Source organism: Neobacillus nitrireducens (genome assembly GCF_030915405.1).
Lineage (GTDB): Bacteria > Bacillota > Bacilli > Bacillales > Cytobacillaceae > Neobacillus.
Genome location: NZ_CP133262.1, coordinates 2682560 through 2708390 on the forward strand (window position 1 = coordinate 2682560; position 25831 = coordinate 2708390).

Annotated in this window: 22 protein-coding genes; 9 read left to right on the plus strand and 13 right to left on the minus strand. The window is 39.4% G+C overall.

Annotation, left to right across the window (positions count from 1 at the left end; all coding sequences use genetic code 11):
- The first annotated feature begins 121 nt into the window (after positions 1 to 121).
- The gene (locus RCG22_RS12910; RefSeq protein WP_308103285.1) at positions 122 to 955 is read left to right on the plus strand and encodes an RMD1 family protein; all 834 of its coding nucleotides are present in this window, start codon (positions 122 to 124) and stop codon (positions 953 to 955) included.
- Positions 956 to 1037: 82 nt separating this feature from the next.
- Here RCG22_RS12910 and bioB read toward each other — a convergent pair whose 3' ends face one another.
- Both bioB and RCG22_RS12920 read right to left on the minus strand, forming a co-directional pair.
- A complete protein-coding gene (gene bioB, locus RCG22_RS12915) occupies positions 1038 to 2036 on the minus strand; it encodes a biotin synthase BioB (protein WP_308103286.1) in 999 nt (332 codons plus the stop codon).
- 503 nt (positions 2037 to 2539) lie between these two features.
- Complete coding sequence (locus RCG22_RS12920) at positions 2540 to 3409, minus strand: alpha/beta hydrolase (protein WP_308103287.1); 870 nt, start codon at positions 3407 to 3409, stop codon at positions 2540 to 2542.
- 363 nt (positions 3410 to 3772) lie between these two features.
- Here RCG22_RS12920 and rlmN point away from each other — a divergent pair, with 363 nt between their 5' ends.
- A complete protein-coding gene (gene rlmN / locus RCG22_RS12925; protein WP_308103288.1) occupies positions 3773 to 4831 on the plus strand; it encodes a dual-specificity RNA methyltransferase RlmN in 1059 nt (352 codons plus the stop codon).
- Positions 4832 to 5699: 868 nt separating this feature from the next.
- Here the strand turns inward: rlmN and RCG22_RS12930 are convergent.
- The 3 genes from RCG22_RS12930 to RCG22_RS12940 all read right to left on the minus strand — a co-directional run bounded on the left by RCG22_RS12930 (position 5700) and on the right by RCG22_RS12940 (position 8171).
- Positions 5700 to 5870, minus strand: a complete 171-nt coding sequence (locus RCG22_RS12930; RefSeq protein WP_308103290.1) for a hypothetical protein — start codon at positions 5868 to 5870, stop codon at positions 5700 to 5702.
- 629 nt (positions 5871 to 6499) lie between these two features.
- Entirely contained in the window at positions 6500 to 7741 is a 1242-nt protein-coding gene (gene fabF, locus RCG22_RS12935; RefSeq protein ID WP_308103291.1) for a beta-ketoacyl-ACP synthase II, read from the minus strand.
- Positions 7742 to 7889: 148 nt separating this feature from the next.
- Positions 7890 to 8171: a phospholipase A2 family protein gene (locus RCG22_RS12940; protein ID WP_308103292.1), complete on the minus strand. Its 282-nt coding sequence runs from the start codon at positions 8169 to 8171 to the stop codon at positions 7890 to 7892.
- Between the two features lie 500 nt (positions 8172 to 8671).
- On the opposite strand from RCG22_RS12940, the gene RCG22_RS12945 reads away from it, so the two are divergent.
- Positions 8672 to 9454 (plus strand): GNAT family N-acetyltransferase, encoded by a 783-nt coding sequence (locus tag RCG22_RS12945; RefSeq protein WP_308103293.1) that lies wholly within the window; start codon positions 8672 to 8674, stop codon positions 9452 to 9454.
- 174 nt (positions 9455 to 9628) lie between these two features.
- Positions 9629 to 10477, plus strand: coding sequence for a DUF2935 domain-containing protein (locus RCG22_RS12950; RefSeq protein ID WP_308103294.1), 849 nt, complete (start codon positions 9629 to 9631; stop codon positions 10475 to 10477).
- A 115-nt stretch (positions 10478 to 10592) separates the two neighbouring features.
- Here RCG22_RS12950 and RCG22_RS12955 read toward each other — a convergent pair whose 3' ends face one another.
- The 3 genes from RCG22_RS12955 to RCG22_RS12965 form a co-directional block, all read right to left on the minus strand.
- Complete coding sequence (locus RCG22_RS12955) at positions 10593 to 11903, minus strand: ammonium transporter (RefSeq protein ID WP_308103295.1); 1311 nt, start codon at positions 11901 to 11903, stop codon at positions 10593 to 10595.
- A gap of 4 nt (positions 11904 to 11907) precedes the next feature.
- The gene (locus RCG22_RS12960) at positions 11908 to 12267 is read right to left on the minus strand and encodes a P-II family nitrogen regulator (RefSeq protein ID WP_308103296.1); all 360 of its coding nucleotides are present in this window, start codon (positions 12265 to 12267) and stop codon (positions 11908 to 11910) included.
- A 246-nt stretch (positions 12268 to 12513) separates the two neighbouring features.
- Positions 12514 to 12897: a hypothetical protein gene (locus tag RCG22_RS12965; RefSeq protein ID WP_308103297.1), complete on the minus strand. Its 384-nt coding sequence runs from the start codon at positions 12895 to 12897 to the stop codon at positions 12514 to 12516.
- 134 nt (positions 12898 to 13031) lie between these two features.
- On the opposite strand from RCG22_RS12965, the gene RCG22_RS12970 reads away from it, so the two are divergent.
- Positions 13032 to 13199: a hypothetical protein gene (locus RCG22_RS12970; protein ID WP_176525598.1), complete on the plus strand. Its 168-nt coding sequence runs from the start codon at positions 13032 to 13034 to the stop codon at positions 13197 to 13199.
- A gap of 45 nt (positions 13200 to 13244) precedes the next feature.
- Here RCG22_RS12970 and RCG22_RS12975 read toward each other — a convergent pair whose 3' ends face one another.
- Positions 13245 to 13685 carry an SRPBCC family protein gene (locus RCG22_RS12975; RefSeq protein WP_308103298.1) on the minus strand — a complete coding sequence of 147 codons (441 nt, stop codon included), beginning with the start codon at positions 13683 to 13685 and terminating at the stop codon, positions 13245 to 13247.
- Between the two features lie 344 nt (positions 13686 to 14029).
- Between RCG22_RS12975 and RCG22_RS12980 the strand changes: the two genes are divergently transcribed.
- From RCG22_RS12980 to RCG22_RS12995, 4 genes are all read left to right on the plus strand, one after another.
- Positions 14030 to 15112 carry a branched-chain amino acid aminotransferase gene (locus tag RCG22_RS12980; RefSeq protein WP_098262874.1) on the plus strand — a complete coding sequence of 361 codons (1083 nt, stop codon included), beginning with the start codon at positions 14030 to 14032 and terminating at the stop codon, positions 15110 to 15112.
- 517 nt (positions 15113 to 15629) lie between these two features.
- Positions 15630 to 17663 carry a Na+/H+ antiporter gene (locus RCG22_RS12985; RefSeq protein WP_308103299.1) on the plus strand — a complete coding sequence of 678 codons (2034 nt, stop codon included), beginning with the start codon at positions 15630 to 15632 and terminating at the stop codon, positions 17661 to 17663.
- Positions 17664 to 17730: 67 nt separating this feature from the next.
- Positions 17731 to 18606: an alpha/beta hydrolase gene (locus RCG22_RS12990; RefSeq protein ID WP_308103301.1), complete on the plus strand. Its 876-nt coding sequence runs from the start codon at positions 17731 to 17733 to the stop codon at positions 18604 to 18606.
- Between the two features lie 125 nt (positions 18607 to 18731).
- Positions 18732 to 20432: a PucR family transcriptional regulator gene (locus RCG22_RS12995; RefSeq protein WP_308103302.1), complete on the plus strand. Its 1701-nt coding sequence runs from the start codon at positions 18732 to 18734 to the stop codon at positions 20430 to 20432.
- A 39-nt stretch (positions 20433 to 20471) separates the two neighbouring features.
- Here the strand turns inward: RCG22_RS12995 and arcC are convergent, their stop codons facing one another.
- The 4 genes from arcC to RCG22_RS13015 all read right to left on the minus strand — a co-directional run bounded on the left by arcC (position 20472) and on the right by RCG22_RS13015 (position 25729).
- On the minus strand, positions 20472 to 21449 hold the full coding sequence (gene arcC, locus RCG22_RS13000) for a carbamate kinase (RefSeq protein ID WP_308103303.1): 978 nt from the start codon (positions 21447 to 21449) through the stop codon (positions 20472 to 20474).
- A 57-nt stretch (positions 21450 to 21506) separates the two neighbouring features.
- Positions 21507 to 22952: a YlbE family protein gene (locus tag RCG22_RS13005; RefSeq protein WP_308103304.1), complete on the minus strand. Its 1446-nt coding sequence runs from the start codon at positions 22950 to 22952 to the stop codon at positions 21507 to 21509.
- Between the two features lie 2 nt (positions 22953 to 22954).
- On the minus strand, positions 22955 to 24499 hold the full coding sequence (gene fdrA, locus RCG22_RS13010; RefSeq protein ID WP_308103305.1) for an acyl-CoA synthetase FdrA: 1545 nt from the start codon (positions 24497 to 24499) through the stop codon (positions 22955 to 22957).
- A gap of 285 nt (positions 24500 to 24784) precedes the next feature.
- Positions 24785 to 25729, minus strand: a complete 945-nt coding sequence (locus tag RCG22_RS13015) for an acetamidase/formamidase family protein (RefSeq protein ID WP_308103307.1) — start codon at positions 25727 to 25729, stop codon at positions 24785 to 24787.
- Between the last annotated feature and the right edge of the window lie 102 nt (positions 25730 to 25831).

Genomic DNA, 25831 nt, shown 5'->3' on the forward strand with positions numbered 1-25831 from the left:
AGAAAACTTTCACTAATTTAAATCCTTTTTTTATAATGCTAGAACTATGCAGCATGTTTTTAAGTAGGATAGAATAGAATCAAAAGAAGGACAAGTACAATTCATTGGAAAGGTGATCCAAGTGAAAGAAATTACCTTTAAAGCATTTGCCATTACGCATGAAATTGATTTGAACAAGATTGCCATCCATTGCGGTATTCCTAAGAAATTCACCTGGGAACAGCCTTTGATCTTAAAAGGCGAGATTCTAGAATCGATCCTTGGTCAGGAAGTGGACGAATCGCAAATGGTGCTAGTTTTTTCGTTTGGCAGCATTGTCTTTACTAATCACAAACACGCAGATGAAATAAAGAGCTTATTGCACTACATCCATTCCTTTGAACCGGATTTTGACATTGAACAGGCCGATAGATATACCGATGATTACTGCCTTCATATCAGTGAAGCGGAGAGTATTGAATTAACCGACGAATATGTGATGGTGCCTGAATATGAGGATTTTTACCCTGAATTGATTTCTACCGTGATCGCTAAATCAGTGGCGCTTGAGAAAACAGAGGAACAACTCGGGAAAATCCACGATAAGCTCGAAACCATGATCGACCGGCTGGAGAAAGGCAAGCTTCGGATTGGTAACAAGGAATTGGCCAGGACCACTGCCAAAATCGTCCGCCACGAGTATAATACGCTAGCTTATATCATGATTTTGGATAAGCCTGATATAACCTGGACGAGCAGCACAGCAGGCGATTTCTATGACCGGATGGTTGAGTTTTTTGAGTTGAATGATCGATATAAAATTTTAAAAAGCAAAACGGATATTTTATATAATATCATGGATGGATTTTCCACCATTAGCCATTCGATCCGTGGTTTATTCGTGGAATGGATCATCGTAACTCTGATTGTCGTGGAGATTGCCCTGACATTATTACAAATTGGCGGCTGGCTATAAAGGATTTGCGTTTTAAAAAAGAGACACCATTGGACTTCGGCCGAGGTGTCTCTTGCTGTGATTTTGTATTACAATAAACCCTCTAGCTAAGGCTAGCTTTCATTTCTTCTACGGATTCTACTTCAAATCCTAAATCATGTAACATTTTGTGATCTTCCGATTCAGCTTGTCCGGCAGTTGTTAAGTAATCACCGACAAAGATGGAATTGGCTGCATATAAACCCAATGCTTGGAGTGAACGAAGGTTGACTTCTCGTCCACCTGATATTCGAATTTCCTTTGTTGGATTGATAAAACGAAATAACGCCAAAACCTTTAAACAATAAAGTGGGTTCAATTCTTTTACTCCTTCTAACGGAGTACCATCAATCGCATGTAAAAAATTAATCGGAATTGAATCCGCATTAAGTGCTTTTAAGCTGTTAGCCATATCGACTACATCCTGCTTTGTCTCCTTCATCCCTACAATAACACCTGAACATGGGGACATTCCGTATTTTTTTACCGTTTCCACCGTAGTGATTCGATCATCGTATGTATGTGAAGTTGTGATGTTTGCATGATTGCTTGCAGACGTATTGATATTATGATTGTAACGATCTACACCGGCTTCCTTCAGTCGCTTTGCTTGGTCAGGTTTTAACAGCCCTAGGCAGGCACAAACTTTCAATCCATATGTTGTCTTTATTTCTTTAACTGCGTCCACCACGTGATCTACATCTTTATTAGATGGCCCTCTACCACTAGCAACAATACAGTATGTCCCTATATTTAAATCATGTGCACGTTTTGCTCCTTCAATTATAGTATCCTTATCTACCATTCTGTAAGAATTAATCGGTGCTGTCGAAATCGAAGATTGAGAGCAATAGCCACAATTTTCGGGACATAGTCCGGATTTTGCATTCATGATCATATTAAGCTTTACTTTTGTTCCATAATATCGCTTTCTAATTTGAAAGGTAGCATGCATTAGTAAAAGTACGTCATCATCAGGGCAATCTAAAATTGAAAGGGCCTCCTGATTTGTTATTTCCTCCCCATCTAACACACGATTAGCAAGTTCCATCCATTTATTCATCTTTATCCCTCCATTTTATTTCATTTACCATGCCAATCAGATAAATTCCCAATATTCCAAAGTTCCGAAGCTCCAACCATATGTCTTTTGATTGTAAACTAAAATCATAACAATGTTAACAATTAAATAATAGAATCATTAAATTATTCTGTCAACCTTGGAAACCTTAAAAGGATAAATATCATTTAAGTCAGAACTATTTAGATCCTTCAAAAGGATATAGATTTATCGGAAAAATTAATGATGTGTGGGAGTAATGAAATTCTTGAGGGATATTGAAGAATATGGTGAAGGTGTTACTCCGATTCGGTCGAACTGCTAGATGAATGGTGGTGGCATCTCGATAAGGTGGCATCAGGTGAATTGGAGGTAGTAATTGGATTAAGCCAGAAAGATAAGGTTCCATGAAAACTTCAAATACCAAAAATACCACAGCCTATGCTGTGGTAGATAAAAATTTTCTTTTTATAAAAGGCCCTGCTTCCCCAAAAATAGTATCCTTACTATACTCTAACCATCTCCCTGTATAGCACCTTTTGTTTTTTCTCCAGCTGCTGGTCTAACCAGCCGACCAAATCTCCTAAAAACTTCTCTCTTCCCACTCCATCAAAGGGACGATGCTTGACTAGGGCGTACTCATATAGCTGTTTGTCTGTGGATGCCACTTGGTGGAAAAATTGTCTTAGCTTTGTTGGCGGGGTAATTTTATCATCCAGTCCGTATTGCAATAATAATGGCAGTTTAATGGACTGCGCCTGATTTACTGTTCGTGAAACCGCCTGAATTAATTCACTGCCCAATCCAGGTGTAACGGTATTATGACGCAGACGATCGCTATAATATTTCGCATGTAGCTCCGAATTTTTTTTCAAAAGCATTCGAGTATTTGCCAATTTATTGATCGTGTAGTCTGGTTTAACCTTACCCATTAAGGTTATCCCAAACTGTTCAAATGGTGTCACTTCGTAAGAAATAGCCGGAGAAATTGCGATCATTCCTGAGATACCTGAACTATAATCTAATGCATACTCAAGTGCAATTAGGCCACCCATACTGTGCCCGACAATATATAAAGGCAGGTCGGGTTGATCGAGAGAAACAAGTTTCCGAAACGCATGTAAATCCCCTCTAAATTCATCCCAATTCCGTATAAATCCCCTTTTACCGGTGCTTTTTCCATGACCGCGTAAATCAAGGGCATAAACAATATATTCATTATTAACCAAGCTTGCGCTAAGATTCCGCAGCCCTCCACTATGGTCGCCATGTCCGTGCACTAAAATAACCGCAGCTTTTGGAGCTGATAATGGTTCGATCACCCGAAAAAATAGTTCTGCTCCAGCGACACCATTAAATGTCCCTTCTGTTGCCATGCTTTGTAATCCTCCAGTTATGCAATAAAATGAAAACAAGTCTTTGTAGTTTCAAAAGTTTTTAAAGTTCATTTTATTATAAAGCTAGAGACTGACCCTGTCACGCTCCAACGGCTACAATTTATTATATCGTGGTGTCAGGCACCATGTTGGTGCCTGACACCACGCCCTTTCCCGCAACCAATTTTAGGTAATTTTTTATTATATGTGTTTTCTTGGTATAATAGATAATGTTTTTAAATTTTACATCTGGTGAAGAGTTGGATAAGCTCTTATAAGAGTTTTTATGCAAATAATAGATTACAATTTGGGTAAGAAAGATAAATATTAGTAAGTTGTATCGTTACGAAAAGAGGGGAACGTATGAATAAACAGTCTATATATGGATTAACTATAGATCAATTGGAAGCCTGGCTTACCCAGCACGGTGAGAAGAAGTCGCGGGCACAGAAAGTTTGGGAATATCTTTATCGAAAACGTGTGACAGCATTCACGGAGATGACGGATGTCAATCCAGCGTGTCTTCAATTACTATCAGACCATTTCGTCATCCAGACCCTACAGGTGCATATTAAGCAGGAATCGGCGGACGGCACGATTAAATTCTTGTTTAAATTGCAGGAGGGCAACTTGATTGAAACCGTGTTAATGCGGCAGAAATACGGCCTTTCTGTTTGTGTGACAACGCAAGTAGGCTGTAACATCGGCTGTAGTTTTTGCGCGAGTGGTTTATTAGCGAAAAGCAGAGATTTATCAAGTGGAGAAATTGTTGAGCAGATTATGAACGTTCAACTGCATCTGGATAAAAAAGGTCAACGGGAAACGGTCAGTCATGTAGTTGTGATGGGCATTGGTGAACCCTTTGATAATTTTGAAAATCTATTAGACTTCATTAAGGTCATCAAAGATGATAAAGGTCTCGCGATTGCGGCTAGGCGGATCACCGTATCCACCAGTGGTCTTGCTGATAAGCTATATGAATTCACGGATACGAAGCTGCAAGTAAACCTAGCCGTCTCCTTGCATGCGCCCAACAATGAGCTCCGGACCCGCATTATGAAAATAAACCGTGCCATTCCGATTGAAAAATTAATGAAGGCAATGGAGTATTATATCGAAAAAACAAACCGCCGGATTACGATCGAATACATTCTGCTACGGGATGTAAACGATCATAAGCAAGAAGCCGAACAGCTGGCCGAACTTCTTCATCCGCTTGAACAGCAGGTCTATGTTAATTTAATCCCCTATAATCCGGTGGATGAACATAGTCAATATCAACGAAGTGAGCAGGAATCAGTGCTATCCTTTTATGATACGTTAAAAAAAGGCGGGGTAAATTGCAAAATCCGCCAAGAACACGGAACTGACATTGATGCCGCTTGCGGCCAGTTACGAAGCAAACAAATAAAAAAAGCATAAGCCTAATTAGCTACAGATTTGAGCTATTTGACTAAGAAAAAGAAAATAGGAAAGCGGAAGCGCCTTGAACAAGGACGACAAGCATTAGACTAGCCGGCGAGTAGGTCGCTCTTTACCTTCTTGACGGCTAGTCCTATGACCTCGAGCCCCTAGGCGCTGCAGCTAGACAATACGAATCGCAACTTTTTTGCGATTCTTTGTTGACTTATCGTAAGGAAGAAATATCAAGGTTTACTCGTTGCAGGCCTAGAACTGGACAATTCTCTAGGCATACCTAATAAATAATGATTATTGTTTGATATGATATCTAATTTCATAACAAAAAAAACGACAGAAAACTGCCGTTCCCAGTTTAATATCTAACTGCCTGATAGTTTATCAGTATGTAACTCCACGATCTTGTTCAGGAAATAAAAAAAAGTATCTCACAACCTAAGCCGTTCTCTTTCAAGGTACCCGCAACAATAAAAGTCAGTATAAAAGCAAAGCAATTCGCGTAGGAATTCGCTTTGTTTTTTTATTGATATTTTTAGACGGAGAAATTCCGCCTAATTAGTGAATATTATCAAAAATAGCTAAAATAGACGGAGAGATTCCGCCTATTGAATCATTAAACGTGAAAATGGAGGATTTGGCTATGCATAAGCGGAAAACCTCCCCTTATTTACCTCGTAACAAGTTCTATTTTGCTTTTAACCGGAAAATCTCCGCTTATCTTACTTCCGCTAGTTACTTAATTAAGGTAAAGGCTTCTTATTTAAACGGGCTTTTTTTATGAATTTGGATTACGATAATTCCACCTTCTATAATTGCGTTTTCCCTTGCGGGTACTCCAAAAGTGTACGGCTTACTCACAACCTTCCCTACCTTAATCTCTTAAATATTCCTCAAATGTGACTTTCCCTATTTTTTGGCTAAAATTAGTGTTTTTCCCATCGTAGAAAGATTTGTAAAGTTTTCCTGGTGAAGAAATGTTTAAAACCTTATTTGTTTCATTATTTATCTTAATTTTAAGCTCGGCCATTTCTCTTAACGTCATTATATTTGGCCCACCAAAGTCTTCTGTTCTTCCTTGTGGTTCTTTATTAATAAAGTCAATTAAATGATTGGCAAATTCACCAACATCTATACTTTGAGCCTAGTTGTCCTGTTGAACCAGTCACCAATATCCTCACGTACATCCCTCACTCTACCTGATTATCTTTGTATTGTAATATTCAAAAATTGGTGTCTTTATTCAAATATTATTCCCTTTTAATTATGGCTAAAGTTTACCTGGGCTTATTTTGTCGATGCGGATTTCGACATTCTTTTCTTCATTTCCCAGGAAAAATCCTTTTGATAAAGGTTTATCTTATATCTAATCAAACGTTTAGTTAGTAAGGAATTATCAGGAAATATGTCGAAGAGTGAGTATTTCACTAAGAAAATCCTTGTTTCGACATGATTTTTTATTTTCATAGAGGAAAAATTTAAACGGTCGACAAGGATTTGATTCAAATAAAGGTTGAACCCTTTATTTATAAGAGGTCATGGGTATTTAATCAAACGTTTGATTAGTTTTATTTTTGGTAGATATTGTCGAGACATTTAAGGTCTCCTTTTGAAAAAACCGTAAAAAAAGGGTTCTAAAAAGATATTTTAGACCCCTTTTTGCACTATTTATGGTTATTCGGTAAATTTTTTAAAAATTAATGTGGCATTATGTCCGCCAAATCCTAAGGAGTTCGATAATACTACTTGGACATCCTTTTTCTTTGCCACGTTAGGGACATAATCTAAATCAAGTTGCTCATCCGGTGTTTCATAGTTGATGGTCGGAGGGATGATTCCTTCCTTAATAGCTAAAAGAGAAAAAATGGCTTCAATAGCCCCTGTAGCTCCCAACATGTGTCCCGTCATTGATTTCGTCGAGCTTACAGATAAAGTATAGGCATGTTCTTTGAAGACTTCTTTAATGGCTAACGTTTCATACAGATCATTATAAGGAGTGGACGTTCCATGTGCATTGATATAGTCGACTTGTTCCGGGGAAATGCCCGCATCATTTATAGCAAGCTTCATTGCCCTACCTGCACCTTCTCCTTCAGGTGCCGGAGTCGTAATGTGATGGGCATCACCGGTAGCTCCATATCCAATTAGTTCGCCATATATGGCAGCACCACGGGCGATTGCATGCTCTAATTCTTCCAGGAAGACAATCCCTGCGCCTTCCCCGATGACAAATCCATCACGATTCTTATCAAACGGACGGCTTGCTGTTTTAGGATCTGGATTTTTGGTAAGAGCGGTCATATTAGAAAATCCAGCAACGGTCATCGCAGTAATCGTTGCTTCAGTTCCACCGGCAATCATTGCATCCACATCCCCCTTTTGAATCACACGGAATGCATCACCAATGGAATTGGCACCTGAGGCACATGCGGTTACGGAACAATTGTTGATCCCTTTCGCTCCAAGTGCAATCGAGACTTGTCCAGCTGCCATGTCAGGGATAAACATCGGAATCGTAAACGGGTTAACCCTTCTTTGACCTTTTTCAATAAATTTCCGATGTTGTTCTTCGAATTCAGCTAACCCGCCAATCCCTGATCCAATCCAAACACCGACTCGTTCAGGCTGAATATTCTCACCGATTTGGATGCCTGCATCCTTTACAGCCATTTGACTCGCGGCAATCGCAAACTGGCTATAACGCCCCATTCTTCTTGATTCTTTTTTATCCATAAATTCTTCTGGTGCAAAGCCTTTTACTTCCGCTGCAATCTTAACGTCCACTTGGTCAACATCAAAAAGGGTTGCCGGGCCAATTCCTGAAACACCACTTTTAATCTGTTCCCATGTTGTATGAGCATCATTCCCCAAAGGAGTGACGGCCCCAATACCTGTAATCACTACTCTTTTATTCATTCAATCTCTCCCACTCTATATTCAAAGTAATATACCGACAAATGTTCATCTTTTATAGTTTAACGAATTTAGAGTGGTTGGACAAATTGATTTCGGACTATCTTTATTTTATTTTTGTTAAAAAAAACATATTTTAACGACACAGCATCTATTTTGTACAGGTGAACGTGGTCTTCATTTTCATAAATCCGTACATTAAGCGTGCATTTCTACCTTTTTGCGTATGCGGAGTAATTTTTGATTTAAGGCATTTCATAAATTGTTTATCACAGTAACATGGTGAATTCCCTTGGCTCAGACAGCGGTCATGCTGATAGCAGCAGCCATCCACATCATTAATCGGTCTTCCCGGACCGCTGCATCCAGGCCCGCACCAACGATAACCTGGAAAAAGACAAAATGAGAGGAAGCTCTTTTTTCTACGTTTCACTAAGTTTCCACCTCCTAGAAGTTTATTACTATATTAATATGAAAAAGTACTGCATCGGTTTAGACTCATTTGCTAAGACCCTTTCGGAAAAAAATATGGTAAACGCTTTATTTGTTTTTGCTATGCTTGATCATGGTTCTCTAACAAGCTATGGCGGAATATAAATATATAAAGCGTTCTTTGATTATTGAAAACACTTACATGAAAGGGGGAATCTATACCTATGGATGTTTGCATTTCTTGCGGGAGTGAATTGTCCAAATTCGAAAGAAATAGAAGTGAATGCTGGGAGTGCATGGATACAACCACCGAAGCCTATACAGAAGAAGAATAATTATTTTATACAGACAAAATCCTTTTATAAAGGAATAAAAATCGCCCAGTCCTCTAAACAAAATGAGGATTGGGCCATTTTTATTTATATTCAACAAATTTACATTGAAACCATTGTAATTTTCCAAATATTTGTTTACCTTTAAGAACAGGGAGGGGAATTGGAGATGATTCGAAAACTTACAGACCACGATCATGAACAGGTTCTCGCTTTTTTAAGTGAGGAACCGTCTATTAATCTATTTATCATTGGGGATATTGAGGCATTTGGATACTCATCTGAGACTCAAGAACTATGGGCAGAGTTTGATGAAAGCGACACCATTATTGCTATTCTTCTTCGGTTTCATCAATCCTTTATTCCCTATGCTAAAGGAGATTTTGATACGAACGGTTTTGCATCCATTATGAAAGAGTACAGCCAACCGATTCTTCTATCAGGAAAGTCCGATATTATAGAGAAATTTGAAGGTTTTGACGGCCTGCAGCTCGGTAAAAGGCAAGTTACATACTTTGCTGAATGCCGCACGAATGAATTTCTGGCTTTAGATAACGTGGGTTATAAAAAGGCTACTATCGAGGATGTGGACCAAATAGTAAAACTTCGCGAATCTATTGATGAATTTTATGTAAGAAGTGATGCACGCGATATATTAAAACAATCGATGGAATCTAATGCATCTCGGACCTATTTCACAGAAGAGAATGGTATTGTCACTTCTTGCGTTTCAACCACAGCGGAAAATTCCATGTCGGCAATGATTGTGGGTGTCTGCACCCGGAAGGAATATCGAAAGAAGGGTCTCGCCACATCGATTATGCAACATGTCGTTCAGGATGTTCTAAACGAAGGGAAAACACTTTGTCTTTTTTACGATAACCCCGAAGCCGGCCGTATATATAAGCGCCTTGGTTTTAAGGAAATAGGAATGTGGACCATGCATCGCTGATTGATTCATTTCAATGAAGCAGCAAACCAAATTATCGGGCTTTCACCAATACATATAGAGGCGTATTAACTCTTTTCTGGTCTTAAGGATATCCCCCGGATTTTTATATGGTCTTTTTATTTGGATAAGTTAATAAGAATAGTAAGGACGTAGTATATTCAGGGGGGGTTGGAAATGAGTAGTGATGAACGCGCATTACATCCTGATACCGGTGTTACATCCGGAATGTTCGTAGAGCGCTCTTTAAATGAAATTCGTTTTTGGGCTCGAATCATGAAAGAGCATTCTTTATTTCTTCGATTGGGTTTTAGAGCAGAGGATACTCAACTAATCCAAGAGGCGAATCAATTTTACAGATTGTTTGAACGCATCGAACAAACCGCACATTCCTATACAAATCATACAGATCCTGAGCAAATAAGAAGGTTTAATTCAGAAGTACAACAAGCAGCAACTAATATTTTTGCATTTAAGCGAAAAGTACTAGGATTAATCCTCACATGTAAATTGCCAGGGGCGAATAACTTCCCTCTATTAGTTGATCATACAAGCAGGGAAGCTAATTATTTTAGAAAACGTTTAGTTGAATTAAATGAAGGTAAGTTGAAGCCTCTTGCCGATGCCATTATTAAAGAAAATGTTTTCTTCTTAAGGATTATGGCAGATCATGCTAAATTTATTGGGCATCTGTTGGATCCGTCCGAAAGAAAACTAGTTGATACAGCTCAAAATTTCAGCAATGATTTTGATCAATTGCTGTACCAAGCACGGGACTTAGAATCTATGAAGCCACAATCGCAAACCGTTCCTCTTTTAGATCAATTCCTAGATCAAAATCGTGTGTCGGTCTCATCGCTTCGGGACTTCAAGAAAACCGCACGGGATTTAATTGAGCAATGTAAAATACAAAGTATCATTCATCCATTATTAGCAGACCATGTTTTCCGTGAAGCAGATCGATTCCTTGAAATCATTGATATGTTCGATGCACACCTTACAAGCGCTAATCCCCAATCAAGTTAGCCCATAAATATCTATTCACACACATAGAAAATTGATGTGGCCCCCTATTATCTAGGGGGCCATTTTTATGGATTAATTATTTATTTTATGAGTACCCGAAGGGAATCCAGCAAATTTAAACAACTTCCTTTTCTTTCCTAATAGCAGGCGTGGCAACTGTAATACCTGTTGTTTCCTCAAAATTAAAGAGGCTGGTTGGGATATCGGTAAAACGTTCTAATTCATTGTAAGCAGGGATCCCATGATAAGACATATCCAACCCCTCGTCTTCTTCCCGTTCCGTCGCCCGGAAACCCACAGTCTTCTCGCATACCTTTGCAATAAAAGTTCCCCCAATTAACCCCCAGCCAACAACCACTACCGCACCTAGTAACTGAACCTTTAAAAGCGAGAAATCACCAGTTGTTAGGAGGCCTTGTGACTGATCAAGGAATCCAACAGCAATTGTTCCAAACACACCACCGAACCCATGAACCGCCACAGCCCCGACGGGATCATCCACCTTTAGATAGTCGACAAACAGAGTGGCATAAATCACGATTAAACCACTTAAAGCTCCAATCAAGATCGCGCTCCATTCAGAAACATATGCGCATCCGGCAGTTATCGCAACCAGCCCGGCTAATACTCCATTTATCGTCATACTCGGATCAGCTTTTCCGAACTTCCTCATCGTCAAAAAGAGAGCTGCCGACCCGCCACTTGCTCCGGCTAACATCGTATTAATGGCAATAGGTGCCAAAGCTGAACTAGAAGCATCTAAAGTACTTCCTGCATTAAAAGCAAACCATCCGAACCACAAAATAAAGGCACCTGCTGAAGCTAAAGGTATGTTACTGGGGGCAAAAACATTCACGCTGCCATCCGAATTAAACCTTCCTTTTCTCGGTCCCAAAAGCTTTGCCATTGTGAAAGCCGTAAACCCTCCGAGAGCATGAATCGCGGATGAACCCGCAAAATCTTTCATTCCAAGCTTCTCTAGCCATCCATCGCTGTTCCAGATCCAATGACCGGAGAGAGGGTAGATTATCATACAAATAAGCGCGGCTGTGACTACGTAGGCTTTAAAATTCATCCGTTCAGCTACTGCTCCCGAAATAATCGAGACACAAGCCACAGCAAATCCCATTTGAAAAAGGACAAAAGCAACACTTGGCAATTCAATAGAAAGTGCAATTTTCTCGGGACTTCCAAGAAGACTAGTCCCAATGAATCCAAATGCATCTTTTCCAAACATAATCCCAAATCCGATAAGCCAAAATGCCAAAGCTCCTATCGTCAAGTCTACAAATATTTTCATCGTCACATTTACAGCATTTTTTGTTCGGACAAACCCGGCTTCGAGTAAACTAAATCCACCTTCCATAAACAACACCATAGCTGCAGCAAGGACAACCCAGACCGTATTTATGTACATTAGTTCCAAAAGCTCACCCCTCACCCTTCGCCAAATCTTCGATATCATAGTCAATTGTCCCGGTCCGAATGTTATATGCTTCTAAAATTGGATAGACATAAATTTTACCGTCACCATCTTCACCGGTCTGAGCAGACTTAACAATTGTCTGAATCGTAGACTCTACCAAATAGTCCGATAACACAATTTCCATTTTCACTTTCGGGTGGAGTGTAACCTGATAATTTTTCCCGCGATACACTCCTTGAGTATCTTTTTGTTTCCCTCTGCCAACAACCTGTGAAACCGTAAAACCTGTAATTCCTATTTTTTTTAATCCTTTTATCGTCTCCGTGAGCCTCTCCGGTCGAATGATTGCCTCAATCTTTTTCAAAGAATCAGCCCCTTATGTTATATTTCCTAACATTAATATGTTAAAATATATAACATGTAAGGAATGTCCGTCAATATAAATTTATGGAAATCGAAAAATTCCAAAATTTTTATATAAAAATCATTGGTCTCTAGATTTTATTTGCAATTAAAAAACACACAAGCTTTTACGCCTGTGTGTTTTCCAAACACTATTAATTCGGAGTTTGTTTATATTCTTTTAAGAATCAAAACCGCACGAAAGAAGCTAATGTCTCCCCTTAGACACCGTTAATTCCTTTATTTTAACAATCCAATCCTTGAAACTTCCGTACTCATTGGAATCAAAGCCGAAGTACGACTTGATGAATTGAATAGTTTCGCTTTCTTGATCATGAAAAACTCCATCGCTATAGATAAGTTGAAGGAGTTCGGTTAAGACAATATTTTTTGATCGTTCAGTCTTAAATTCCTTAAGAATTTCCCCAATTTCGAGACCTTTTATTTTATAATCCTCAAATCCCATTTCTTTTTGGTACTTAATAAGTATGGAATTCTCGAAAATAGATACTTTTCCATCAATTTTGGCAATCAGCGAAGCAAGTTCAAGAAACGCCTTTCTTTCCTCTGCTTGAAGTTCTGCTAGGAACATTCCCACATCTCCTTTTTAAGCTTTGTTCTAAGTATACGTAGAAGGTCAGGAGAAAGTTTCAAATTGTTTCTTCCCCATTGAATAAATTCATTCATACTACAAATACTACTCTTTGTGTTTAGGAGGTGAAGATTATGCCAAATCAACAAAACAATCAACAAAAAAGGAAAACGGATCCTACTGAACAAGGTTCAGGAACCCAGTATCATAAAGAGCATGCAAGTAATGTCCCGGATTACGGAGCAAACACGGTTGACCCAAATGCATTCACGAATTCCACAGAAAACAGTGAACAGCAATGATCAACTGATTAGACGCCCAATTGTGGCGTTTTTCTTTTTGAATTTTTATTTTTCAGATTCAAGGATATCCTTAATTTTCTTTAAATCTTTCCTGTTTGCTTTTTTCATCATCGGAGCCATAATTGGCGCGAAGACTTTAGAAAAACCGGTTGGATTTCCTTTGTTTCTTAATGTCATTCGCGTTCGATTGCCCTCGATAGCCTCCCAATTATAGGTTGTTTCCATCGGAAAAGGTCCCTGTGCCGTTCTCATCACTAGCTTTTTTTCAGAAATAAATTCTGTTATTTCATAAATATAAGCAAGTTCCCTTCCAAGAAATTGCGCTTTAAAGGCAACCCTTGAGCCCACTTTCAATGGTTTTTCGGTTTGCCATTGTGCTGATTGAATATTTACATACCAATTCGGAGCGTTGTCAGGGTCGGCTGCGTACATTGAAACTTGATCCACAGGACGCTGGATGATGATCTCAGTAAAAACGTCTACCACATGTTACACCTCCCTTTTTTGATCCTATGAAGATTTATTTTTTTCCACATAATTCTCTTATCTTGTTACTTCTGGAAAAAATTCAATACCATCTCTTGAGTCACTCACCACTTTTGAATAGTATCACTTTCATGGTAGTATCTATACGGTCCAATATTACTCAATAATTTGTTTTTCCTAAATCTATAGTATGGAAGTTCGTACTAATAAAATGGTATAGTTAGATAATATAGTTAATTACAAATTTTCAACCTTATTTGAATCCTTTATGTTACAAATGATTATTCAAGGGAACGTATCCTGCTTTCACGTTGGAAAGTAGAGAATTGACAAGAGGTGTGTCCATGAAACAAGAAATTGGATTTGTTCAGAGAGAAGTTTTAAAGGAAAAGCCTGATTTTTCATCTCTAGGTTTCGGTAAATATTTTACTGATTATATGTTTGTGATGGATTATCAACATGAAATCGGCTGGTTTGACGCGCGAATTACTCCTTACGAGCCATTAACACTCGAACCGTCCGCGATGGTTTTTCACTATGGGCAAGCAATCTTCGAGGGAATGAAAGCTTATAAAGCAGCAGATGGAACCATTCAACTCTTCCGCCCTGAAAAAAACATGAAGCGTTTGAATGACTCATGCGAAAGACTGTGCATTCCACAGATTGATGAGGACTTTTTATTAGAATCCATTAAACAATTGATTTTAACAGAAAAAGATTGGGTTCCTGATGGTGAGGGGACTTCTCTTTACATTCGTCCGTTTATATTCTCAACCGAGCCTTATCTTGGTGTTCGACCTGCGAAACAATATAAATTGCTCGTTATTCTTTCTCCATCGGGAGCTTATTATGGAGACCAATTAAGCCCTGTTAGAATTTATGTAGAAGAACAGTATGTTCGGGCTGTTATTGGCGGAGTGGGTCATGTGAAGACGGCCGGAAATTATGCAGCAAGTTTGAAAGCGCAGGAAAAAGCAGATGAAAATGGATTTGCTCAAATTCTCTGGCTTGATGCGAAAGAGAATAAATATGTCGAAGAAGTTGGCAGTATGAATATCTTCTTCAAGATCAATGGCGAAGTGGTAACACCACGATTAAATGGCAGTATTTTGCCGGGTGTTACACGTGATTCGGTTATTGAATTACTAAAGTATTGGAATATCCCTGTACGAGAAGAGAGAATTTCAATTGAAGAGGTATTTGCTGCACATGCGCGCGGAGAACTGGAAGAGGTCTTTGGTGCAGGAACGGCTGCCGTTATTTCCCCTGTAGGCGAATTAACTTGGAATGAACATGCAATTGCCATCAATGATTATAAAATTGGTGAACTCTCTCAACGCGTTTATGACGAAATGACCGGCATCCAACTTGGGAAAAAAGAAGATCCTTTTAACTGGACAGTGAAAGTTGAACAGGTAGAAGTGTAAAAGCAAACCGGGCAAATCGCCCGGTTTTTTTGTCTACTGAATTTTACCTCCTTCTTATAGGCACTGGTTGACTCCACTAATGACCGGTGAACCACTTTTTCTACCTCCACGGGCATTAGTCGCTTCCACTAGTTACCGGTGAACCACTTTTTCCACCTCCATGGGCATTAGTCGCTCCCACTAGTTACCGGTGAACCACTTTTTCCACCTCCATGGGCATTAGTCGCTTCCACTAGTTACCGGTGAACCACTTTTTCCACCTCCATGGGCATTAGTCGCTTCTACTAGTTACCGTTGGGCCACTTTTTCGACCTCCATGGGCACTAGTCGCTTCCACTAGTTACCGTTGGAACACCACTTTTTCGACCTCCACGGGCACCATACGCTTCCTATAATCACCGCTGCACCGAATGTTTCGGACATTGCAAGTCGCTTATTTTTTAAAAAATAGGAAATGTTCTTTAACGTGTTGAAAAGTCCCCTTGTTACACAAAATACTTAAGAGAGGAGACACGATATGGAATTTTTTCTACTTACCCTTTTACTACTCGCTATTATCGGCTTGTCCAGTTTCATCCATCATTTTATGCCATACATACCAGTGCCACTTGTCCAAATTGCATTAGGGGTTTTGCTTGCGGCACTTCCGTTAGGAATCCAAATCCCTATGGAGCCAGAATTGTTCTTCGTACTATTTATCGCTCCCCTGCTATTTCATGATGGCAAAAATGTATCCAGGCAAACATTATGGAAATTGCGGAAACCGATTCTGTTGATGGCTCTCGGACTTGTGTTCGTTACTGTATACACGATTGGTTACTTAATTTATTGGCTTATCCCGTCCATTCCCTTACCAGCCGCTTTCGCGTTAGCAGCGATTCTTTCCCCTACGGATGTCGTTGCCGTGAGTGCCATATCAAGCAGGGTAAAGATACCGCAAACCATTATGCATGTTCTTGAAGGGGAAGGGCTAATGAATGATGCGTCAGGTTTAGTTGCTTTTAAATTTGCCGTTGCAGCAACAGTAACGGGCGTTTTTTCATTGGTTGACGCAAGTTGGAGCTTTTTAGTGATTTCGATTGGAGGCATCGTCGGCGGCGCCTTTCTATCTTTTCTTATTATTCAACTGAAAATTTTTATTCGACGGTTGGGGATGGAAGATGTAACCATTCACATGCTGATCCAACTCCTTACCCCATTCGTGATTTTTTACATCGTTGAGCATTTTCATCTTTCAGGAATCTTATCTGTCGTTGCAGCAGGTATCGTTCATACCATTTTTCGAGATCGGGATCAATCGCCTGCCATGCAATTGCAATTGGTATCCCAAAGTACATGGACCGTTCTAATCTATATTTTAAACGGATTAGTATTTGTGCTGTTAGGCCTGCAAATACCGAATGTAATCAGTGAAATCTTTCAAGACCCGCTGTTTAATAATTGGCAGGTGAGCAAGTATATTTTCATTATTTCTGCTGCCCTATTTGTCCTTCGTTTCTTGTGGATTATGGCAGCATGGCAGTGGGGATGGCTGAAAAGGCAAATTCAAATGCCGTCTATGAGGGCGGTTGGCATCCTTACAATTTCTGGTGTAAGAGGAGCCGTTACACTGGCTGGGGCATTTACGATTCCCTATGTATTGGCGGATGGGAGTCCCTTTCCGCAGCGCTCGTTATTCATCTTTATCGCTGCCGGGGTAATTCTGGTTACACTAGTCGCAGCAAGCATCCTCTTACCGAGTCTGGCACGGCCCGAAAAAGGAAACGCAGATGAACTTGGTAAGGAAATGGAGCGGGTCGCCCTGATCCGAACGATTGACTCCGCCATTCGTTCGATTCGTGAATTGATGAATGATGAGAATCGTGGAGCAGCAGTCTCTGTTATTTCATCGTACAATCAACTCCGAAATCGGCTTACCACTATTAGTGAGGAGAACAACGATCAACTGAAGTTAGTAGAAACGGAAATTCGGATGAAGGCCCTCGATGCCGAGACCAGCTATATTGAAAAATTAAAAAAAGAAGGACAAATTGATCGTGAAATGGCTTATATGTCTGAGGAACATATTCAACGGATGAGGCTTGCGGTTACCAACCGAATCCGCTATCGAAGATTGTTTATTTGGACCTTGGTTAAAAGAAGTCTGTACCAGGTCGTTCATCTTTTTCTACCAGATAACAAAGAACAGCTTAAACAACGCCAAGCACAAATTAAAAAGGTCATTCGACTTAAAGTAAACATGGCGAAAGCTGCTATTCAGTATTCGAAGAAGCAAATGACTTCTGAAAATGCAAATATCTATTTAGCGATTATCGGAGAATATAGCGAATTGATCATGAAATTAAAACTAGCTAAAAAAGGCGCAGATTCTACTCACTACACACAATTACAAAGAGAATTACATGTGAAAGCATTTCAAGCAGAACGAGATGCCATTCAGAACTTGTACGAAGAAGGCGAAATCACAATCGATGTCACCCGGAAAATTCGGAAGCAGATCAATATCCGGGAAGCTTATTGGATGGAAGAGAGCAGTTTGCATTCTCACTAATTAAACAGAACATAAAAAATGTTACAATATCCTTTAGAACTACCTTATTGGATGGGAAATGATATCTATGAAGAAGAATACAGTTGTTTATAAAGAAGATGAGCGTTTTGCGCTTCACGTTGATTTTTATGGAACAATGAAGGAGCAATCACCAGCTGTGGTATACATCCATGGTGGCGGGCTTCTTTGGGGGACTAGAGAAGAAATTCAGGAGGAAATGGTCGAATTCTATTTAAATAATGGATTTTCGCTCTTTTCCATTGATTATCGACTTGCACCGGAAACAAAATTGCCCGACATACTTGAAGACATCCATGATGCTCTAAACTGGATTGAAACCGAAGGATCAAGGCGATATTCGATTGACTCCAGCAGAATTGCGGTTGTAGGCAGCTCTGCCGGCGGCTTTCTTGCTCTAAGTACCGGTATGTTCCAGCATAAACCACGTGCCATTGTCTCTTTCTATGGATATGGAGATATAACATCTAAATGGGCAACCGCCCCTAATCAATTTTACAGTCAAAAGGTCACTGTCCCGAAAGAAACAGCCCAAAAGCTTGTAACTAATCAAGTGATTACAGAAGGCTCCATTGACGAGCGTTTCTTACTGTATTTATATGCAAGGCAGACAGGTGAATGGATCCAAGAAATTTCTGGAATCAATCCAAATCTCCATAAACAAGAACTCATGAAGTTTTGCCCTCTGCACAATGTTACCAATGATTACCCGCCTACTTTACTGCTGCATGGAACAAAAGATGTGGATGTTCCTTACGAGCAGTCTGTCTATATGCGCGGAGCATTAGTGAAACAAGGAGTGGAAGCAAAACTAATTACCATTCCAAATGGTGAGCATGTGTTTGACAAAGACTTTCAAAACCCTGTTGTGCAAAATGCCTTAAAGCAGGTTTTTGCGTTTTTACAAAAACATTTAATAGTTTAAGGTTTAACTTCCATATATAATTCATCAAATTGTTTAAATTGACTAATTGTATGAAAGAATATTAGTGATATATTATCTATCATAAACTGCGAATAATGGTCCGTTTCCACAAAGAAGGTGAAAAAATGTTAACTGTTAAAGACTTACTAAAGATTAAATCAATTGAAGGAATTCGAATTGTTGCTGGTGAAAAAGGAATCAATAATAAGATAGCGATTGTCAACATTATGGAGAACCCAGATACATTTGATTGGCTGACACCAAATGAACTGCTCCTATCTACGGGTTATATCTTTAAAGATAGCGTGGAGTTACAGAATCGCATTATTAAGGAACTTGCCGAAATCAATTGTTCCGGTCTTTGTATAAAGATGAAACGGTATTTTGATAAAATTCCGCAAAACATGATTGACCTTGCTAATCAATATAATTTTCCACTTTTAGAGTTGCCATTTGAATATACCTTATCACAAGTGATTTCTATTATTAATGAAAAATCAGCTGGGGTCTATGACTTATTAAACAGAAAAGCTCTGGACATGCATAATAATTTGTTTCGGATCTCGCTTGAAGGTGGGGGCATCGATAAAATTTCATCAGAACTGGCAAGACTGATTCATAATCCTATTCTGTTCGTGGACCGGGACTGGAATTTACTGCATTATGTTGAACTTGAAGATAATAAAATACCACTTACTACTTGCCTTCCCCTTAAAAAAAATAGATCTTTGTTCTCAGAAGAATTTACGGAATCGATTCCGGCAAATATCAAAGAGTTTAAAAAGGCAATCACACGGATCTATCGAGCAAATGAGTTTGAGGTAAAATGTCGAATTCTCCCTGTAGCTGTTTCCGAATATATTTATGGTTATATTGTGGTATGGCAATCAGTTAGCGAACTGTCAGAATTCGATTATGTTATCCTGCAGGATGTCTCGAGAATGATGGCCCTCGAAAGGATCAAAGCACAGGAAATAGAGGAAGTAAAATTAAAAATAAGACAGGACTTTTTCGATGATCTATTAACCGGGAAGCTTTCCTCAAATGATAATGTTCAAACTCTTTGTGATCTCCATGGTTTAAAATCGGACTATATGTATTATTGTATGGTGATTGATATTAACCAAGTGAATATCAATCGAGACGATGATATGATTGCCAGAAGGCTTAAGCTCGAAAACATCGCGAAAAAGTGTGTCAATTTCATTTATGATGATTCACGAAAAATACAAGGTGAACTTACCTCCTTTTACCGTAATAATCGCGTGATTATTCTTATTGGTAAAAAGGACTTTATTCATTCTAAGACAAAAGAAGAAGCAAAGATTTTTGGTGCTGATATTTATAAAATCCTAACTAATGAAATCAGGGATACTTCCTTTTTTATTGGAATTGGGAGCCAGTATAAATCGATTACTGCGCTTCACAAAAGCTTCACAGAGGCACATGAAGCCATTCGGATGATGAAACAATTGGAGAATCATACGGGGGTCACTCATTTTGAAGATTATTCTGTCTACCATTTACTAGGCTCTAATATTAATAGTCAGGAATTAGCGGACTTTTTTATGAAAAGCCTTGGAAAGATACACGAACATGACAAACTTCACGATACCTCTTACCTAAATACTTTAGAAAGTTACTTTCAAAATAATCTTAATTTAAGTGAAACGGCAAAAGCGCTTTTTATTCATCGGAATACACTTATCTATCGGATTGAAAAAATAAAGGAACTTCTTGGAACAGATTTGAAAAATGCCGAGGAATTATTACAGTTTCAACTAGCTATAAAAATTTCCTATCTACTTCCAAGTTTGCATCAATAAAAAATAGCCCTATATTAAAGTATAGGGCCACTTTTATGTTTATTGAGCTATTTGTAAACATTCTGACTGAGCAAGAATATGAGTACCTGCTTGTTCATTCAAAGCATCCTTAAGGCTTTTTGGGTCGGTAATAATAACCCGTTTCCCGTTGTTTTCTAGAAAGTTAAGACTGGCTTCAATTTTAGGTAACATACTGCCTTTAGCAAAGTGGTCTTCAAGGACATATTGTTTCGTTTCATTGACCGAAATTTTATCAAGTGCCTTTTGATTGGGTTTACCAAAATTAATACACACTCTGGAAACACCGGTTGTGATAATCAATGTCTCCGCACTAATTTGTTCAGCCAATAGGCCTGTTGCAAAATCCTTGTCGATTACAGCATCAACACCCATGTAGGAATCATCAGCGGTTTTTACTACCGGCACACCGCCGCCACCAACTGCAATTACTACAAAACTAGATTCAATTAATGATTTGATGGCGTCCTTTTCAACGATATCGATTGGTTTTGGAGATGGAACTACTCTCCTGTAACCTCGCCCGGAATCCTCCATGAAAATCCAATCAGGATGTTCCTTTTTCATTTCTTCGGCTTGATTAAGCGTAAAGAACGATCCAACGGGCTTTGTTGGATTGAGGAAGTTCGGGTCATCCTTACTTACTTCAACCTGCGTTATCACCGTAGCCACTTTTTTATTGATTCCTCTTTTAACAAATACATTTGTTAATGCTTGCTGAATTTGGTAGCCAATCCCTCCTTGTGTATCTGCCACGCAGTTCACTAGCGGCATAGCCGGCATACCTACTATTTCATTGGCAATTTCCGATCTTCTTAATCCAAATCCAACCTGTGGTCCGTTTCCATGTGTTACGACAACAGAATAGCCTTCTTCTACCATATCAGCAATGTGTCCTGCTGTTTCACAAACTGCTTCATACTGATCATTAACGGAATCACGGCCATTTTCCCTTACTAACGAGTTACCTCCGATTGCGACAATTACTAGTTTCTCCAAGCTGCTCTCCCCCTGATTAACAAGACCCCATAAATGGGGTCCGTTTAAATTTATTTATTATGCCATCTGTAATTCTTTATTTGTAATTCTTTCTGTAAATGCAAGCAGAGCCTTTTCAAAAGCAACTGCGGGCGGGTAGGTAATACCGGCACCAATCATTCCAATTCCAGCTTCTTTATGAGCAATTGCTGTATTAATAACTGGCAGAATACCTGTTTGAACAACCTTGCGGACATCAATACCAGTAGCAATCCCGCGGAAATCAAGCAATGGAATGGTAATGTTTGGATTTTCTGCAGTTGTAATTTCAGTCATTTTCTTTGAGTAGCCTATTGCTTCATCGACAGTACCACCTACTAGTGGGACAATTGCTGGAGCAGCTGCCATTGCAAATCCACCGATACCGTATGTTTCAGTGATGGCACTGTCACCGATATCTAACCCTGCATCTTCCGGCTTATATCCAGCAAATAAAGGTCCAATAACCTTTTGCGCTGGACCAGTAAACCATGTAAAGCCCGGCATACCGCTGACGCGAATCCCAAAATCAGTACCATTGCGGCACATCGTAGTAACAATGGTGCTATTTTCAATTCCATGTGCAGCATCAAGGGCGCATTTAGAAACTGCCATCCAGGTTGGGCCTGAAAAATAATCAGAGCTGCCAATGAAATCAAATACTGTCTTCTTTTGTTCTGTTGTAAAATCGGTTTGTAAAAGGTACGGAGCCAAAGCTTGCATTAATAATAGTGTCCCTGCACCATTACGGTTGTGACACTCGTCGCCCATATGAAGAGCTTGTACAAGCAAGAAACGCAAATCAATTTCACCTGCAAGTTTCATCGCATCCCGTAACATCGGACCAAATACATCACGCATCCAGTTAAGACGTTCAATAACGGTGTGATCATTGGCGCCCATCCGTAAGATTTTTGCCAACTGTTCAGATAAGTTCGTGTAGGCAATATTTCCATAAGTTTTATTTTCAACCACGTGCATAAACATGGATGCAGATGTAACCCCGGCCATTGAGCCAACACAGTTATGCTCGTGGCAAGGCGAGAAGGTGATTTTTCCAGATGCAGCAAGCTGTGCAGCTTCTTCAACTGTCTCAGCTAATCCTTCAAATACAATTGCACCAGTTACAGCTCCCCTCATTGGTCCATTCATTCTGTCCCATGTAATGGGAGGGCCAGCATGGAGAATCGTTGTTTTAGTCATACCAGGAACTACGTTAATCGCTTGATCATATCCAATCAGAACCGGATGAGAATTGATAATCCTCTCAACGGCTAATTTGTTAGCAGCTTCAATTTTTTCTATCATTTCAGGATTTTCAAGTTTATCAAGTGCAGTAATTAGCTCTGGATTTCCTCCACCTGGCGGAGTCCATTCTAATTGAGTAACCGTTGCATTTTGTTTTTCCATATCTTCTTTAAATAGGTCGACACCAACATTAATTACGTTTAATTTTTGATTAAAAAGCTCATTAATTTTGTTCATCGTTAAGCTCCTTTCACAACAAATTCGCTTGCTAATAATCCTGCTTGAGTGTTACTGTTTGCAAGCATTACACCGGCAGCTGCTAATTTATCCTTTTGTTCTTCTATATTTTGACTATCTAATTCTGTTCCGAGTACATATCCAACAATTTCAAGATGTCTGCCTTCTTCTTCTGCCAATTGTTTTGCTTCAATAATTGCAGGAAGGAAAGCCCCAGCTGGATCCTCATGTGCTCCAAATCCCAAAACAAAATCCATGACGATAACACCGACAGATGGATCTTTTGCTTCTTGAGCAAATCTTGCTAGTCGGGTAGATGGATCTATCATTGGGTGCGGTTTACCTTGAGTAAATTGGTCATCCCCAAAATCGATAAAAGTATGTCCCGCACTGACATTTGTATCTATAAGAAGAAATTTCGGATCCCTTTGAATATTGCTGTAGACATCATTGAATTTCTCCATTGCTGCATGCATGGCTTCATCACAAAGGGTTCCGCCGCTAAAAAGGCCGCGAATATACTTTTGTTCTGGAGAAAGCTTTGCACGAACCTCACTGATAAGCTCTTGATTTAACTCGCTAGAACGAAGGGTATTTACTTTAACTCCAGCAAGTTCAACAGCTTTCCATGCAGCTTCTTCTGTTGTTTTGGCAAAATGTCCGCCTGCTTCAACAGCAGCGTCTTCCTTACCGCCCATGAAGCAAACTACCACTGGTTTTGTACAATTTTTTATTTCTGCTAGCACTTTTTTCTCAACCGTTGGATGTGGTGGTTTAGAAATCAACACAATGACCTCAGTAGAAGGATCCGCCTCAAGTGCTCTGATTCCATCGAGCATCATAATACCGCCGACTTCCTCACTTAAATCTCTTCCCCCGGTTCCAACTAACTGTGTAATTCCACCGCCTAAATTATGAATAAGAACGGTAACTTCTTGGCTTCCTGTTCCAGATGCACCAACGATTCCAATATTGCCCTTTCTTACTGCATTTGCAAAGCAAAGTGCGACATTACTAATGATTGCTGTTCCACAGTCTGGACCCATCACTAATAACCCTTTTTCATGTGCTAATTTCTTAAGCTGAATTTCATCTTCAAGGCTGATATTATCACTGAACAACATCACATGCAGGTCGTTTTCGAGTGCTTTTCTAGCTTCTCTGGCAGCATATGCACCACTTACTGAGATAACCGCCAAGTTTGCTTCCGGAATGTTCTTTGCAGCAGATGGAATAGTGGAATATTTTACGTCGCCTGCATCTTTGGGTTTTGCCTTTTTTGTAAATAATTCTTCTACTTGGATGAATGCGCTCTCACAGAGTTCCTCAGTAGCTGCCTTTACAATAATCATCAAATCACTGCTGTTTGCTCCTTCAATCTCAGGGGTACTTAAACCGATATTTTTTAAAACCTCCTTATTCATATCCGTACCCATTGCGATCATCGCTTGGTCAACGCCTTCAATATCACTTGCCCGATTTGATAGTGTCATTAATGATACTGAATCAATATATGTGTTTTTCTTAAATACCACTTTAATAGACATTTTTTACCCTCCAATATTTATTTTTAAAGCTATATGATAGATTTTACCGATAGTAGAGTTTAAGACCCCTTTCCTGTGAATGCAGAAGAGAAAGTACTTCTTCATATTGTTGATTTTGAAAAAGGCTTACACGATTATTTTAGAAGGATGGCTTAAAAACGTCATTGTATAACCAATCCAAAAAATCTTCTTAACAGTTAGGCATAATATACAATGATAATATTTCACAATTACTGCCAATCAAAAAAACTGAACACTCCTTGTGTCCAGTTCATCCTACCTTATTCAAATCTTCCTTAATGTCTCATGTGGTAATACTGCATGTACCCCCTTGACCCCATTTACAATTTGGGTAATTCTTAGGTCTACTGCAACACTTGCCAGGGCAGTAGCTTCAAGCTTATCGACTTGGTAGAGTTCCTGAATTAATTCCAACATATCTTGGAGAGCCATAATGGTTGCCTCATTTAAATCCTCATGAAAACCAAACGTTATTAAGCCCGAAGGTGTATTGGCTCTAGGCATTTTAAGTTGCATGTCTTCTCTTACGATAAAGGTAAGGTCAACAAGTTCCATCGGACATTCAATCGCAGTCCCCGATGATTCCCCATCCCCTTGTGCAGCATGACCATCGCCTACGGAAAATAATCCACCTTCTACTGCAATTGGCAGATACAAAATACTTCCCTTTATTAATTCCTTACAATCAATATTCCCCCCACAATATCTCGGCGGCATTGTGGAATGAACCCCTGGCTCAGCTGGCGCAACCGCCATCACACCCATAAATGGGTTTAACGGGACAGAAATAGAACGATTGCCAACTTGTGTGATGGCCCTGTTATTTGTTTGATCGATTAGCCACTCCAACTTTCGTTCCAATTGTTCAACTAACTTTAGATGTTGGTTCAGCCAGTTAGTATGGCCGCCTGCCCAATTGACACCATACCAACCCGGAACAATATCATTTATTCTAACCTCCAGGGTCATTCCTGGCTTTGCACCGCGGATGGCAATCGGCCCAATCATAGGATGCCCCCAAAAACCTTCTTTTTCCCTTGATTCAAACCTAGTTGGTTTTCCATCTTTCGGTATGTTTCCCCAATCAATATCTGGGGTTTTAAACTGTACAGAATCACCAGATTCAATCATAAGAATGGGTTGATAGTTTTTACTAAATGAGGCATGAAGGTTTTCATCCTTTGCATCAACTCTATGTTTTTTACTCATCTTTCAACTTCCTCATCTTTTCATTAATATAATTATTATACATTTTACAAATGGCTATAATCCTCTCCAACTAAAAATTAAATAGTAGGTCTTATCGCCTCT